Below are 15,650 nucleotides of genomic sequence, written 5' to 3' on the forward strand. Positions count from 1 at the left end.
TAATCGACAATTTAGGCTCCATTTAAAGCTAACTTGCGCATTTAGTACCGTAATATTTTATTTCTATTAAATAAATATTCCTGCCAAGATGCTGTTTACTGTTAAGCTAATTAACAACAATGGCTGGAAAATAAAAGCATGGTTGAGCTGTTGTTATTGTTTTTATATAAACAATAGCCTTTTGGGCTTATCGTATCTCCATCTAAATAAATAGATTTTGCCTATACAACCTGTTTCTCAAACTGAGGTGTTTAACATTATAAATTATGATAATCACAAGCTCATTGACATCAACAAGCGTGAATTATTAGCGAAAAGAGTTTAAAAAGAGAAACCACGATCGTTATTTGATCTAATGTCTAATGTCTAATATCGAATGTCGAATCTCTAAATACACCATAAAGACGCAGTTTAAACTACTCAGTAAGTTATTTACCATCTTACTGAGTAAGTCACTCTTATTGAATTGTTGTAATAGTTAACTTTAGTTGCTCTATAGCACATCCATAACTACTGGAATTAATACGATGGTACTGCGTGTTTTTTGCAGCATCAAAACTTACAATAAACTCATCTTGCTGGCCTACCGCAGATTGCTCATTGCTTAAACACATCGCTTGGGTAAGCGAGCGTAATTTTGCATCTGTGAGTATTTTGTCAAAACGCAGCATTGGCAAAGGCGGTATTTTCACTGTCGGTAACGCTTTATCAATACTACGTTTACTCAATATAAAGCCGTATTTTTTCATTTCAATTACAGTGCCTGCAGGCCAATAATTAAACTGGAATTGCTGTTTAGCTAACGATTTCAGATGCACTACCCCACGCTCACCAAGCACCGTTAATACGTTTTCGTGAGGTGATTTAATAACCACAAGACTCGTATTCTCATCAATACCAATGCCATTAGATTGCATATTTGCATCAAGAGACTTCGCCAAGCCAATTGTACGATTTTGCTCACTAAAATATGTGTCAAGCAACGCAAATGTAATACTACCCACGCCACCTGCTGACACGCTACGTTCTCCGCGCAGCGCAGCTAAACTGGAGATTGGTTTGACCGTGGCAACGGGACCAAATTGAGTACGTCCACCCGATAATAAATTACCACTATAACCTGAAGTTACTAATACTGATGAGTCAGCTATAGCGCTCGTCCACGGGTAGGCATTTCCTTGTGAGTCAAATAACGTTGTCCGTAATCGTTGATCTGTTGCAGTATCAAATTCAGCTCCGATTAAAATAACACCGGTGCTATTTTTAATCCGCTTGATTAGTTTGTCAGTACCTTGTAAACAGGCTGCTTGCTCTATAGCTACACGTTTAGGGTAAACCTTAGCACGGTTATGCACACCAGCCTGAGCACGAAATGTATCTAACTGCTCACATTTTTTTTCATGTAATGCTTTGGCAAGCCCTGGTGTCAGTGGCAGCCACTCAAGTGCAACACCGGTCTGCGATAATAACGTTTCATAATAATTAGCTGAAGCATAGGGGTCCCGAGCAGCTGTTGTTATCACTAATAGAGTTGGCTTTTCAGTTTTAACTTTTAAGCTAGCCGCTATAAATTTGTACGTTTTTGTTAACCAATCTTGAGATTTCTTACTATTCTTAGCATCAATACTGAACACGTTACGCAGCCCATCTAAATGCGAGATTTCTAGCATATCAATTACATAATCAAACTCAATTTGCAATAATTGACTCAATTGCTTACTTGCAATATCACGCCATGCCCATAACAATTCTTGTTTGCTAAGGGGCAACGGATGCTGTTTAAGCAGTGTATTTAAATGACTGACAGTTGCTACTAATTGGCTTTTGTCGTCTGTTGGCCAATTAATTTCTAACCTTTTGATTGCTTTTGGCGTTAATGAATAAAGCGCGCCTTTTTCATTCCCCAATGGGGTGTCTATATTACAAAACTGTGGGCTCAAAGTGGTGCAGGTCTCAATTTCGCTGCCCATGATAATCAATGTTTGTTCTTTATTATCAGCAAATACTGACGAAGAACCAGCAAGCAAACAGAATAAAAATACCCTGCGTTTAACACGTGAAATAAATCCAAGTGACTGTATTAGCATAACTAATCTATACCCAATAATTAAACACTGTCTGTATTGTTAACCATCTAGTTATTAACAACAAGCTGAGCTATAAAATAAATAAAATATGTAGGACGTGTTTGATCTTTTAGCGTTGGTTTCGCCAACTTTTCTGTATTGATCTACATCAATACCCAAACCACCTCAAGATGCGAGCGTCGTTGGAATTTAAAGCGATTTAGGCAAGGCATTGATTGCAAATAATAGTGGTTCTATTGTTAAAATCAATCCCTTATAAAAGTAACGTAGTATAAATCGCTTTAAAACCAATACGATGGGCGTTTCACAGGAACTCACTCTCATCGTTGTTACTTATTAAAAAGGGTTGCCATTATTGCAAAGTAACGCCTTGATATTGCGCCCCTGTGAAACGCTAAATTCTGTATCTTGAGGTAGCTTGGCTATATGTCGTCGTATATAAGTAATTTGTCACTAAATGGGTTATTTAACTCGCCACACTGATAACGTTTTTAATAAAGTTGTATAACCACACTTTAATAACGTGCGCTCTATGTGTGCATTATGCAGGGCTTAACATCAGGCGCTATTTTAAATAAAGTAACACGATGAAGTAAGCCCCTTTGAAATGCCTGAATGATTAATTTAACGCGCCTTAGATATGTCCTGATGCGGTATTCGTCGCCGCAGCTATTTTTGATACCAAGAGCTGCTCTACTCGAATACCTTCTACATCTACAACTTCAAACTTAAAACCACCGTATTGAATATACTCAGCCCGTTTGGGGATGCGCTTCATCATATAAATCAAATAGCCAGCAACTGTTTCGTAATGCATTTGATCTGGGAACTCGTCAACATCCAGTACTTTAGCCAGTTCAACTATTGGCGTTAGACCATCGACTAACCACGAGTTTTCATCACGTTCAATAATTAATTCATCGCCAGTATGAGTTATTAAATCTCCCATAAACCCTTTCATAAGATCTTTAACGGTCACAATACCCACCACTAAAGCGTACTCATTAACCACCACAGCAAAAGGTTTAGCTGCGCCTTTAAATGCATTTAATGCCTCTGATAAGCTGAGTGTCTCTGGCAAATAGAAAATATCTTTTTCTAATAAATCATCATTAATATTCGCCGCTTCGCCTTTGAGCACTTGACGTAGAATATCTTTAGACTCAACTGAGCCAATTAGTTTGTCTAAGTTACCATTGCATACTAAAAAGTGATTATGCGGATGATCGATAATTTTACTCGAAATATCAGCACTGGCTTCTTTAATATCAAAATACACAATTTGATCACGTGGTGACATTACGCTGGATAAGAAGCGGGCTTCTAGATCAAACACATTACCAATTAAATCGTATTCTTGTTGTTGCAGGCTACCGTATTCCGCGCCAGCATCCATCATTGCCACTATATCTTCTGTGGTTACAATATCTTCACGTTCAGCTGGCACGTTAAATAGCCGTAGCACAATATTAGTGACACCATTAAAAAACAATACCAGCGGTGTTAAAGCAAACGTCACCCAACGCATAATAGTAACAACCCGCACAGCAACAGCTTCCGGCAAAATCATGGCTAAGCGTTTCGGCAATAAATCAGCAAATAAAATAAATAAAGAGGTAATCGCTAAAAACGATAAAATAAAGCTCATTTGCTCAAGCAAAGGTCCTTGATAAAATATCGTCAGTACGCTTTCAACGTATGGCGAAAGTGCTTGTTCACCAACTATACCGCCTAAAATCGCAATCGCATTTAGCGCAATCTGGATCATGGCAAAAAATGCACCCGGTTTTTCTTGTAATTTTAAGACCGCAGCAGCTTTAATATTGCCTTCATCAGCCATGACTCTTAATTTTATTTTACGTGATGCGGCTATCGCAATTTCTGACATCGCAAACAACGCACTGATCAAGATTAATAAGCCAATCCCGATTAAATCACCCATTTATAGCTCCAAAAATAAACGCTTTTATAAGCAAAAGCAGCTGGATTATAGCCTCTTTTAAATGCGGAGCAATTTATATTTAAATAATATTAAAAAGCATTTAATATCAATGTAATAGATAGTGTAAGTGTTGTTTTTTAAGTGAGGTAAACTAAAAATCTGGCAGTACTCTATAAAATAGACATGTACGCAAAGTAGTGCAGCATCATATTTATCAATAGTGCGAAAAGGCACTAAGCAATTTTGATTTAATTGAAGGGTCTAAGTTTTTATTACACGCAAAGTATAAAGGCGGTTGTTCTACGTTTAAACGATAAACAGATTTTAATGATGTAGCAACGTGATTTATTGATTCTTCATAACGAACACGTTGCTCCGGCAATACAACCAAATCAATACTACTTTTACGGTTTTTTATAATTTTAAATATGTTATCGAAGCTATTAATCAGCATCAAGTTTTTTCCATCTTCAAAGCCTTGTGAACGCAAATATTGATGACTGTAGTTATCTTTTAATACTGCGACATTCATTTTTTTTGCATCATTGAGCTCAGTGATCGTAATATTTTTTGAATCAAGTGCATACAAATATGTTTTTAATTCAGCTATTTCAGCGACCCAAAAAAGCTTGTTTTCTCGTTCTGATGAACGAACGACTGAGAAAATACATGTTTGGGGGTCTCTTAAGGCTGTATTAAATACGGTACTCCAATTATTAACTGAAAGTGTGTAATCAATCTTTGCTTGATCAAGTACTAAGCGTACTTTATCGGCAACATAACCCACTAAACGATCGTTTTCATCTAGGTATTGGGCAGGCGGGAAGTTTTCCGTAACTACATGTAATTTAGCTACGCATTGATTACTAATAATTATAAATAAAAAATAACACCATTTAGCCACTGTTGCCCCACAGATTTTTATTTTATATCATTCTTTTGTATAAGTTGAATATAGCGGCAAATTACGGGTATGTGAATAAAAACAGACCACAAAGGGTCTGTTTTTTAATGCGTACCGAATAAAACTTAACGATTCATTGCATTAATTAAAAATGCTGAGATTTTAGCACCTTCCCTAAGCGTTGTGTCCGAGCTTGATTGACCAACTAATGAACTGTCTGTAAATGGGGCAATCTCCATCATATCAGCACCTGTAATTGGAAATTCATCCGCCAGTGCGACTAAAATATCGAGGGCATGTTGTGGCGTTAAGCCATTGCCTTCTGGTGTGCCCGTCGCCGAAGCAAATTCTTCATCTAGCGCATCAATATCAAAACTAACATAAAGCTCATCAACGTTATCTGCTTTTAGCTGTGCAATCGCATCCGCTGCAATTGCCTGCGCGCCACGTTCAATAATTTCATGTGCCCAATGCTGTTTAACACCAAACGTTGATTCCCAGTGTTCCTTTGGTTTACCACTTGAACGAATACCAAATTGGATAAGGTGATGCGGCGCTGGTAAAAATTCTAAAATATGCGTACACCATGAACCAAAACATAAATCAATCCCTAAACGTTCAACGAGTAAATCTGTGTGGGCATCAAAATGAATAATAGCGGTGCGTTTACCTTGCGCGCGTTTTGCTTTTAAATACGCTTTTGTTAACGGGTAACTAATTGAATGATCGCCACCGATGCCAAAAATTCCTTTATCTGTAAAGGTTGCGTAAAAGCTATCGCACACATCTTCAGTGATTGACAATGGGCTGACATAATATTCACTGCTTGGGTTATCGTATAATGCCTTTTGACAGTTACTAATTGTCGCTTCATTTAGGTACTTATCATGCAATAAATGTGGGATCACACGCACATCACCTAAATCGAATGATTTAGCTTGAGGCTGCTGATCAATTAATGCTGAACGCAAAAACAATGGTCCCCAATTTGCTCCACGCAAAATCCCACCACCACAATCTGAACTAATTCCAAGCATAACTGCCTTATGCTCACTTTCTGGTAGATTAATTAACGAGTCACGCCATAGCACATCAACATTATCAGTTTGGCCATACAATTTATTACGCAGTGCTGCTTTTCTTTCTTGTGCTGTATTGACCGTAAATACACCATCACCCGGTGGACATAAACAGTGTTCAACTTTACTTTTAAATGTGTGCCATTGTGTGCTCATCACGATTCCTTACTTGGTATTTTTGCGTAGTTATGCAAAAGGCGCTGCAGAAAATAAATATAATAAAAGATTCATCTTGTTTTTGAATGGTCAAATTTAAGGCTGACTGTTTTTTATAGACCAAACAATAGAAATAATTAACCATTTATATAACAATATGTTATATAAATTTTCATACACCGGATAAATTAAAATTTAGTACTAATTAAGATAGATATAGTGTCTGCTAATACAAGTCAACAACCGCTGGTTTATCACAATATTGTTAAGTGCTTGAATATTCAAATGCACTGAATAAAGCATTATTTTATAAAACGGACATCCGTCCTGTACAGTGCTCGGTATTGTAGTAATTATGCTAAATTGACTATAACTCTGTAAGTTAACGTTACCACTTACGTTATCAACAAAAGTAATAATAAGGCCCCGTTATGGAAAAGGTATTTCACTTAGGACTCTCTCGCGATGATCTTCAAGGCGCAACATTAGCAATCGTTCCTGGCGATCCAGATCGCGCGGCACGTATTTCAACGTTCCTTGAAAACCCCACATGCCTTGCTCAAACTCGCGAGTTTCATGTTTATCTAGGGCAATTAAATGGCCATTCAGTGGTAATTTGTTCCACAGGTATTGGTGGACCTTCAACATCTATTGCAGTTGAAGAACTGGCCCAACTAGGTGTAGGTACATTCTTGCGTATAGGGACAACTGGCGCGATCCAACCACATATAAATGAAGGGGACATATTAATTAGCCAAGCATCTGTGCGTTTAGATGGTGCCAGTCAACACTTTGCTCCTCTTAGCTACCCTGCTGTATCTGATTTTTTTGCAACTCAAGCAATGGTTAATGCCTGTGGCAATTTAGAAATTGATTTTCACATTGGTATTACAGCATCAAGCGATACCTTTTACCCAGGCCAAGAACGTTACGATACGTATTCTGGTTATGTGCCAAAAGCATTTCAAGGTAGTTGTGAAGAATGGCAAAAACTAGGTGTAATGAATTATGAAATGGAATCAGCAACCTTATTTACTATGTGTGCAGCACTTGGTTTAAAAGCGGCTTGTGTAGCTGGTGTATTAGTGAACCGTACTCGCCAGGAAATACCAAATGTTGATCACGGCGAAATCGAGAAGAAATCAGTCGCCGTGGTTATCGAGGCTGCAAAAATACTTCTTGCTTAACAGGTCTTTATAAGCGCTAAACTATATGCAATCAACGCTGGTAAGTTACTATAACTTGCCAGTACTGATTCACTTACGTGTAACTGATTTCCCACTCCCTTAGTTTGTAGCAACTCAATACTTTTCACTGTTTTGTCATTCATACTTAAGCCCGCTAAATGCAACTGGCTAATTGCACTTTGTAGTGGTGCTAAACTTGGGCTATAGGCTGCATTTTCAGCATAACAGCCATAGAAGCAGCCATTATCAAACGTTGTAATTTTCACAGCGCTGTAATTAGCCGTATAAGGGACATAAGCTGTTAAAGCAAGCTTAGTAAGCGCAGTATCAATATCAGCGTTAGCCTCAAAAGTCTGCGTTTGTGGGGCTGGATTAAATAGACTGTAATTATTACCTAAATCTTTTGGACCAAATGCATGTGGTAATAATTGGTTTAATTTAAATTGCTGATCAGGTAACAAAATATCAAACTTTTCTGCATCGGCAAGCTCATTCATAAACTGACGACAATAGCCACAAGGTGCATCACTTATTGCTATTTGCACAATTGTTTGTGCACCTTTAAGCCATGCGTTGTTTATCGCCGATTGCTCGGCATGTACCACCAAGCTCAATGGTTGTTTGGCGAATTCAACATTAGCACCAAAGTAAAAATTTATAGCATCATCACAATCAATACCAACAACAACAGCACCAACCAAAAAGTGAGAAATCGGTGCTACAGCAAACAATGAGGCTACCGGCAAACATGCACGTAAAAGCTCATCATGTGTAATTGTATATTGAGCGCAAAGCGCTTTAATGTCAGCAGCAAACAGCAATCCATGCTGTGTTTTAACTTGATTGAACAATACTGTGCGCTGCGATTCATCAAATGAAAACGTGGTTTTATTTAATGAATCTTTTAATACAGAAGACGTTGATGCAGTCATAAACAATTTATTCTTATTTAATGGCTACACAGTGTAAAATGTTACAGGCCTAATTGCTAGGCTGATTTTCAAGCCAGTGCTTTGCACTACGAAAACACTCAAAATTCTCAGCCGTTATTTCAAAACGTTTCGCTTTTTGCAAAAATAAATCATGCATAAAACCATCAAAACTAACAATGCGAGCTATAAAACAGTGTTTAAGCCAGCTTGAAATCGCAGGCATAATGCTAAGTAAGTCACTTGCAGGAAAATCGTGTTTTAATTCAGATACATCTATCAATAATTTATTACATTTATAGATGCCAATATATTGCTCTGCTATTTGATAAAAAGTAATCACATCCTGTGCATTTGCAGTCCCTCGTAATGTCATCATTATTAATGATGTCGACGCATCATAAGTAATACAAGTAGAAACATTAGACATTAAACGGCTCTGTCAGTTAAGTAAAAGAGAATAAGATAAACTCTCATTCAAGGAGGTGAGTCATTGTAGTTTTTTCTTCGCCGCCGTCAATCATTATCATCCTAACTGGTCAGTCCATCCGATAGAAACAGATTAAAGTATTAGCAAAGGCTACGAAAAAGGTAAAAATCATACACAACTGAGCTACTTTTTCACTTATAATTAAAGAATATTTTATATCGCCACTCATGCAGTTAAAAGGAAGTTATATGCTTCGTGTTGTGTTACTTGTCATTTTATATAGCCTAAGCTCTGTATCTGCTTTCGCTCAGTCCTACACTAATAGATCGTTTGAAGAATTACGCGTGGATCTTCGCGCCAGTTACGCAAAAAACCCCACCGAAGCACTTACACAATTAAAAAACATTCTCAATAATGACGAGTTAAATCCAACTCAAAAAATTGTAATGCTTAATTACAAAGCATGGTTTGAACTCGAAGCCAAGCAATTTGAAGAGGCAATGCGCACTTTAGTCCTGTATAAAAATCTGGTTCAACGGTCAGATAAACCGAGCTTAATTTATGGGTACTATAATATTTCTGGCGGTATTTACACACAATTAGGCATGTATCAACTTGCTATAGAGCATTTTTTAAAGGCGCTTGAACACACTAAAAAAGATAACAAAAATTTAGCCCAGCAAACACTTAACAACTTAGCTGAAGTATATTTACAACTTGGACGTCTCGATGAAGCAGAGGATATTTACAGGAAGTACCTCGATTATGCCACCGCATTAAAAAACCCATTAAGCATCTCAATTTCGACGATCAATTTAATTAATACATTAATTGCCAAACAACAGTATGCAGAAGCAAAAACGCTAGCTTTAAATATTATTATTAAGTTACAAGACAATGATTTTAAATACTACTTAGCTGAAGCATATTTATTACTCGGTGAGATTGAACAAGCAAATAATGACTACCCACTTGCCAAGCAGCATTACGAAAAAGCCCTCAGTATTTTTCAGCAACAAGGTTTGCCTGAAAAAATATCACAAGCTCATTTTTTTATTGCACAAATATATGCTGATATGGGTGATCTAAATAAAGCAAATACAACCCTAGCGTTAGTGATTGCGAGTATAAATAGACAAAGTAATTTACTATTTGTATCCCGTGTTTATAAATTTCAGTCAAGTTTCCTTGAGTCTCAAAGCCTTTATAAACAATCAATTAATGCATATAAAAAGCATACTGATGCGCATACTCAATTAGTGAAACAGCAAAGTGATGTTAACTTAGCCAAGGCACTCGCCGAAGCTGACTCAAGTAGTAAGGAAGTAGAAATAGCCGAGTTAACTCGCGCAAAACAACTCAAAGAAACAAAAGCTAAAGCGTTTCAAGAATTATCTATAGCAATTACTATTTCGTTGTTAGTGATATTGTTCGGCTCTTTTTTTGCTGTACATAATATTCATAAGCGTGAGCAACGCTTAGCTAAAACACTCGATGAACTTCATAAAACTCAATCGCAATTATTAGAAGCTGAGAAAATAGCCGCATTAACAGTGTTAGTCACCGGGCTTGCGCATCAATTAAATACCCCTATTGGCACAGCTGCGACGGCCAGCTCTTTGATCGAAGAAAATCTAAAACGATTGAGTCAAAAATTCAATGAAAAAACACTCAGCAGCAACGACTTTAGTAAATTTATTCAAGAAACGAACGAAGCAAAAGATTTTGTGATCAATAATATAAACCGCTTAGCAAATATTGTTGAAGAGTTCAAAGCATTAAGTGTCTCGATTGCACCCGATATACCAATGCGAGTAATCCCACTTAAAACGTTTATTACAGATAGAGTGACCACATTACAAAATCACTTTAAAAAACATATTAGTTTTAACGTGATAGGCACCGAAGTCTCTATTCCTACTTATCCATCAATTGTTTCTGATGTTATTAAAACATTGATCATTAATGCTTACGAGCATGGTTTTGTACACACTGATAATGCGTTAATCACGATAGAAATAAGTGTAGTTAACAATCATGCTGTGATTATATTTCAAGATAATGGCAGCGGCATTGATGATAAAATACTCAAAGATATTTTCACTCCATTTTATTCAACGAATATGGGGGGAAACCACTTAGGACTGGGTTTAAATATTGTGTTTAACGCAGTAAAGCAATCATTAAATGGTAATATATGCGCCGAGCCGTGTAAGCTAGGCGCATGTTTTAAAATTGTATTGCCTCTCAATGGGCCAGTTGAGACGCTGTAATATAAACCCTAAGTTAACGCTATCTAACCCGTATTACGCATACCGGCGGCAATGCCCGTCATGGTGATCATTAGTGCATTATCAATATCACCGGAGCTACCATGCGCAGCTTCACGAGAGCGTTTTAATAGCTCAACTTGTAATACATTAAGTGGATCGGTGTACGGATTACGCAAATTGATAGATTCTTTGATCCATGGCTGATCTGCCAATAAGCTTTGTTGTGGGCTTAATGATTGAACTAATTCAATGGCTTGTTTTAGCTCTTGGCGTAACGTCACACCAAGAGGTTTGTATTGTGCCTCAACTAACGCATCGTCATAATGCGCGCTTAACCAGCAGTCAGCCTTACTAAACACCATTTCGAGCATTTCTAGACGCGCTCTGAAAAATGGCCATTGTTGACTCATTTCATTAAGCGTCTCTATGCCATGCTTTTCAAGTGCTGCCTGTAGCCCTGTTAATGCACCTAACCATGCTGGCAGCATTAGACGGTTTTGACTCCATGCAAATATCCACGGAATAGCACGTAAGCTTTCAACGCCCCCATGTGGATTTCGTTTAGCAGGCCTTGAACCTAGCGGTAATTTAGATAGCTCTTGCTCAGGTGTTGCCATTCTAAAATACGGCACAAAATTGTCATCATGACGAACCACATTACGATAATGTTCACATGATTTTTCGCTGATCAATGCCATCACGTCACGCCATTTATCTTTAGGTTCTGGCGGCGGTAATAAGTTACTTTCAAGCACAGCACCCGCGTATATATTTAAACTTTGTAATGCCACATTAGGCAAACCAAATTTAAAGCGGATCATTTCACCTTGCTCAGTTACACGCAGGCCACCTTTGAGTGATCCTGGCGGTTGTGAACGAAGTGCTTGCGCTGCAGGTGCACCACCACGACCCACCGTACCACCACGACCATGAAACAACACCAGTTCAATACCGCGTTGCTGCGCTAATTGTACAAGTTTATCCATTGCTTCATATTGAGCCCAACCCGCTGCCATCATACCAGCGTCTTTAGCTGAATCTGAATAACCGATCATGACGTTTTGCACACCCTCAGCTTGACCACGATACCAATTATTATCCAGTAATTGCGTTATAACACTGTGCCCGGCGTTTAAATCATCTAAGGTTTCAAATAACGGCGCAACTGGCAGTTTAAAACCACAGCCACTTTCTTTTAATAATAACTGTACCGCCAGCACATCTGATGCTGTACGTGCCATTGAAATCACGTATAAACCAAATGTTGACGCATCTTGTTGTGCTATTACATCAAAGGTATCGAGCACTTCTTTAACATCTGCGCTTGGTTGCCAATGTTTAGGGATAAGTGGGCGGCGAGAGTTAAGCTCAGCCAATAAAAAGGCTTGCTTATCTTCTTCTTGCCATTGATTGTAATCGCCCAGACCCAAGTAACGTGTTAACTCTGAAAAGACATCGCTATGACGTGATGAATCTTGACGTACATCAAGCTTAGCTAATCGGATCCCAAAACTATTAATACGGTGTAATACATCTAATAATAAACCATTCGCTACAACACCCATATTTGTTTTAAGTAATGAGCGATAGCACGCCTCTAGAGGGTATTTAATTTGGCTAATATCAGTAATGATGTCTTGCGCTTCACTGCGATTACCCATAATTTTAGCGCCTAAATGAGCTACCGTTTCACTCACCTTTGCCTTGAGATCTTTTAATACAGCACGATATGGTTCAAACTCTTGTCCTGCCTGCTCAATCAGTTCATCACTTGCTTGCGACATTGATAGCTCTGTACTTAAGGTCTCAATATCACGACTGTACAAATCAAGCGCCATCCAACGACCATGATCCAACACTTGCTGTGTTACTTGTGCAGTAACAAATGGATTGCCATCGCGATCGCCCCCCATCCAAGATGTAAATTCAACCGGGCTATAGTTGTTTGGCAGTTCTAAATCCAGATGCTCTTTTACTTCTTTACTAAAATCACGTAAAAAACGAGGAACCGCATGCCACAAGCTGTTTTCTATAACCGCAAAGCCCCATTTCGCTTCATCAATGGGGGTTGGTCGCGAGCGACGAATATCATCAGTATGCCATGCTTGGCTAATAAGCTGAGCAATACGGTTTAAAATATTCTCACGTTCAAATGGTAAGTTATCAGTGCGCTCAAGCGCTGCTAAACAGTCACTTAGTTCAACATGTTTATTAATAATAGTACGACGAGTTACTTCTGTAGGATGCGCGGTTAGTACTAAATTGATATGTAATTTAGCAAGGTTGTCTGCTATTTGGTTTGGATCTATTTTACCTTGCTGGACTTGGCTTGATAACGCTTTAAGTGTTTGTGTCAGAGGGCTTAATTGACAAAAGCCAACATCGTTAAAGCGCGATATTGTATGAAATTGCTCAGCAACATTCGCTAAGTTTAAAAAGTGATTAAACGCACGCGCGACGGGCAATAGCTCTTCATCTGTTAAAGCGTGCAGAACATCAATTAAGGCATAACGATCTTGCTCATTACCTGTGCGAGATGATTTAGCTAAAGCTCGGATCTCTTCCACTTTATCTAAAATTGCTTGTCCTTGGGCGTCTTTAATTGTTTGGCCTAATAATTGGCCCAATAAATTAACGTTCCCCCGTAAGGCGGCATATTGTTCACTCATTCCTGATACTCCATTGTTGATGTTTTTATACCGTTTAGGTACAAATAGTTAGCCGGATCGATTTTAAAAGTGTGGAGTGTGGATAATGGTTAAAATCGACATTTTGCTAACCCTTATTTTGTTAGGCTCTATTAATATCATCCAAATTGCTAATTGAACAGATCCAAAGCTTATTCTATTTCGTAACAATTAATAATGAATTGATACTGGATGAGTAAACTGTGATTATTTTTTACGATGGCAAATGCCCTTTATGCAGCAAAGAAATGCAACAACTCAAACACGCCGACACACGCAACCAAATTGTCCTTGAAGATATCAACAAAGATGATTTTGAAGACCGCTATAGCTATATAAAACGCCAAGATGCTCAGGCTTTTTTACATGGTCAAAGTGACAATGGCGAAATGCTATATGGCTTAGATGTTACATTTGCGGCTTGGAAAGCCGTTGGTCGTCATTCATGGTTAAAGATTTTACAACTTCCTGTAATACGCTTTTTTGCCGATCTAGGGTACTGGGTATTTGCAAAGTATCGCCTGCAAATCTCAAGCGTACTGTGTAAATCATCATGTGGGATCAAATAATGTCATCTGTGTATATTTTATTTGGCGCAAACAGTGCAATTGCAAAAGCATACATAGAAAAAATTGCATTAGATGACGCCAATGCGCATGTTTTTTGTATAAGCCGTGCGCAGATTCAATTCCCCAACACTTCATTACTTATTGAACAAATACACAGTGATTACACCAAATCCAGCTTAGCCAAATTAACAGCCCATTTAAAAACTAAAAACATTACTCCTACTCAAGTTTTAATATTCAACGGTTTACTGCATTTTGACCAATCAATGCCAGAAAAAAAACTCGAAGATTTAGATGAAAATTATTTCAACGTACTGCTAAACACCAATGCACTCACACCGGTATTGTGCTTACAATCTATTTTACCACTACTTAATCATAAATCCCCCTGTGTGATAACCTCACTCAGTGCGCGTGTTGGTAGTATTACTGATAATGATTTAGGTGGATGGTATAGCTATCGCGCCTCTAAAGCGGCGCTTAATATGTTGTTTAAAACTGCTGCCATAGAGCTTGCCCGCAGAGCAAAACAAACACGGTTAGTGCTTTTTCACCCTGGCACAACAGATACTGAACTATCTAAACCATTTCAAAAAAATGTCCCCGCAGGAAAACTGTTTACACCTGAATTTGTGGCGGATCAATTATTTGCTCTTTTACAAACACCCGAACAATTAACAAATATTGGTACGCCAGCTTACATAGATTGGCGAGGCGAACACATTCACTGGTAAGGATTCATCATGCATATAACAAAAGACGCAATCGAAAGCTTTGAAAAAGATTATCGCACTCATCTGATAAACTCATTGTCTGGATTCAAAAGCGCTAATTTAATTGGTACACAAGACGAATCAGGTAATACCAATTTGGCGATTGTCAGTTCAGTTATCCACTTAGGCGCGCATCCACCTTTAGTCGCAATGATAATGCGTCCACACAGCGTACCTAGACACACCTTTGAAAATATTATTCAGACCGGTGTATTTACAATCAACCAAGTTAACAGTGAAATTGTTGAGCAAGCACATCAAACATCAGCTCGCTATGATAAGGATGAGTCTGAGTTTGATGCAACAGGCTTAACGGAGCAATACTTAGCTGATTTTAAAGCTCCATTCGTCGCGCAAAGTAAACTAAAATACGCTGTTAAGTTTGTTGATCATCAGCACCTTAATATTAACGCAACAGAGCTGGTAATCGGTGAAATAATGGACATACACGTTGATGATATAGCCGTGATGGACGACGGTTTTCTGGACATTGAACTTATAAATACAGTCGCCATCAGTGGTTTAGATAGCTATCATAAAACTCGCCACTTAACTCGCCTGCCTTACGCTAAAAAATAGCCTGTACTCAAAATGTTGGTCTTTAAGTTACTTTATACCAACCTTTAAATGGCCA

General features: G+C 38.1%; 12 protein-coding genes. 5 read left to right on the plus strand and 7 right to left on the minus strand.

The genetic code is table 11. The features are described from left to right. Positions 1-458 precede the first annotated feature (458 nt). The 4 genes from HH219_RS15260 to HH219_RS15275 form a co-directional block, all read right to left on the minus strand. Positions 459-2,087: a cyanophycinase gene (locus tag HH219_RS15260; RefSeq protein WP_169327958.1), complete on the minus strand. Its 1,629-nt coding sequence runs from the start codon at positions 2,085-2,087 to the stop codon at positions 459-461. Between the two features lie 634 nt (positions 2,088-2,721). Then, positions 2,722-4,029 carry a hemolysin family protein gene (locus tag HH219_RS15265; RefSeq protein WP_054205948.1) on the minus strand — a complete coding sequence of 436 codons (1,308 nt, stop codon included), beginning with the start codon at positions 4,027-4,029 and terminating at the stop codon, positions 2,722-2,724. Positions 4,030-4,243: 214 nt separating this feature from the next. Continuing rightward, on the minus strand, positions 4,244-4,933 hold the full coding sequence (locus HH219_RS15270; protein WP_054455722.1) for a transporter substrate-binding domain-containing protein: 690 nt from the start codon (positions 4,931-4,933) through the stop codon (positions 4,244-4,246). 125 nt (positions 4,934-5,058) lie between these two features. Beyond that, positions 5,059-6,168, minus strand: coding sequence for an arginase family protein (locus HH219_RS15275; RefSeq protein WP_054455720.1), 1,110 nt, complete (start codon positions 6,166-6,168; stop codon positions 5,059-5,061). A gap of 431 nt (positions 6,169-6,599) precedes the next feature. On the opposite strand from HH219_RS15275, the gene udp reads away from it, so the two are divergent. Further along, on the plus strand, positions 6,600-7,355 hold the full coding sequence (gene udp, locus HH219_RS15280; protein ID WP_054455718.1) for a uridine phosphorylase: 756 nt from the start codon (positions 6,600-6,602) through the stop codon (positions 7,353-7,355). Here the strand turns inward: udp and cdd are convergent. Together cdd and HH219_RS15290 are read right to left on the minus strand one after the other, a co-directional pair. Further along, positions 7,352-8,287 (minus strand): cytidine deaminase, encoded by a 936-nt coding sequence (cdd, locus tag HH219_RS15285; RefSeq protein WP_169327959.1) that lies wholly within the window; start codon positions 8,285-8,287, stop codon positions 7,352-7,354. The genes udp and cdd overlap by 4 nt on opposite strands. Positions 8,288-8,336: 49 nt before the next feature. Then, positions 8,337-8,714, minus strand: coding sequence for a hypothetical protein (locus HH219_RS15290; RefSeq protein WP_169327960.1), 378 nt, complete (start codon positions 8,712-8,714; stop codon positions 8,337-8,339). A 248-nt stretch (positions 8,715-8,962) separates the two neighbouring features. On the opposite strand from HH219_RS15290, the gene HH219_RS15295 reads away from it, so the two are divergent. Continuing rightward, positions 8,963-10,987, plus strand: coding sequence for a tetratricopeptide repeat protein (locus HH219_RS15295; RefSeq protein WP_169327961.1), 2,025 nt, complete (start codon positions 8,963-8,965; stop codon positions 10,985-10,987). A 23-nt stretch (positions 10,988-11,010) separates the two neighbouring features. On the opposite strand, the gene ppc is transcribed toward HH219_RS15295, so the two are convergent. Further along, the gene (gene ppc / locus HH219_RS15300; protein ID WP_054205941.1) at positions 11,011-13,656 is read right to left on the minus strand and encodes a phosphoenolpyruvate carboxylase; all 2,646 of its coding nucleotides are present in this window, start codon (positions 13,654-13,656) and stop codon (positions 11,011-11,013) included. 221 nt (positions 13,657-13,877) lie between these two features. On the opposite strand from ppc, the gene HH219_RS15305 reads away from it, so the two are divergent. From HH219_RS15305 to HH219_RS15315, 3 genes are read left to right on the plus strand one after another with little or no spacing between them, the layout of a single operon-like run. Next, a complete protein-coding gene (locus HH219_RS15305; RefSeq protein ID WP_054205940.1) occupies positions 13,878-14,243 on the plus strand; it encodes a DUF393 domain-containing protein in 366 nt (121 codons plus the stop codon). Further along, complete coding sequence (locus HH219_RS15310; protein WP_169327962.1) at positions 14,243-14,977, plus strand: SDR family NAD(P)-dependent oxidoreductase; 735 nt, start codon at positions 14,243-14,245, stop codon at positions 14,975-14,977. The genes HH219_RS15305 and HH219_RS15310 overlap by 1 nt, the downstream gene beginning before the upstream one ends. Positions 14,978-14,986: 9 nt before the next feature. Further along, positions 14,987-15,595: a flavin reductase gene (locus tag HH219_RS15315; protein WP_054205938.1), complete on the plus strand. Its 609-nt coding sequence runs from the start codon at positions 14,987-14,989 to the stop codon at positions 15,593-15,595. Positions 15,596-15,650: the final 55 nt, after the last annotated feature.

It is taken from the genome of Pseudoalteromonas sp. NEC-BIFX-2020_015 (genome assembly GCF_012952265.1).
GTDB lineage: Bacteria > Pseudomonadota > Gammaproteobacteria > Enterobacterales > Alteromonadaceae > Pseudoalteromonas > Pseudoalteromonas neustonica.

Bases quoted from the DNA above. Each gene is read 5' to 3' on its own strand.
- cdd (WP_169327959.1), bottom strand. From the start codon at position 8,287: ATGACTGCATCAACGTCTTCTGTATTAAAAGATTCATTAAATAAAACC.
- HH219_RS15290 (WP_169327960.1), bottom strand. From the start codon at position 8,714: ATGTCTAATGTTTCTACTTGTATTACTTATGATGCGTCGACATCATTA.
- HH219_RS15295 (WP_169327961.1), top strand. From the start codon at position 8,963: ATGCTTCGTGTTGTGTTACTTGTCATTTTATATAGCCTAAGCTCTGTA.
- HH219_RS15310 (WP_169327962.1), top strand. From the start codon at position 14,243: ATGTCATCTGTGTATATTTTATTTGGCGCAAACAGTGCAATTGCAAAA.
- HH219_RS15275 (WP_054455720.1), bottom strand. From the start codon at position 6,168: ATGAGCACACAATGGCACACATTTAAAAGTAAAGTTGAACACTGTTTA.
- ppc (WP_054205941.1), bottom strand. From the start codon at position 13,656: ATGAGTGAACAATATGCCGCCTTACGGGGGAACGTTAATTTATTGGGC.
- HH219_RS15265 (WP_054205948.1), bottom strand. From the start codon at position 4,029: ATGGGTGATTTAATCGGGATTGGCTTATTAATCTTGATCAGTGCGTTG.
- HH219_RS15315 (WP_054205938.1), top strand. From the start codon at position 14,987: ATGCATATAACAAAAGACGCAATCGAAAGCTTTGAAAAAGATTATCGC.
- HH219_RS15260 (WP_169327958.1), bottom strand. From the start codon at position 2,087: ATGCTAATACAGTCACTTGGATTTATTTCACGTGTTAAACGCAGGGTA.
- udp (WP_054455718.1), top strand. From the start codon at position 6,600: ATGGAAAAGGTATTTCACTTAGGACTCTCTCGCGATGATCTTCAAGGC.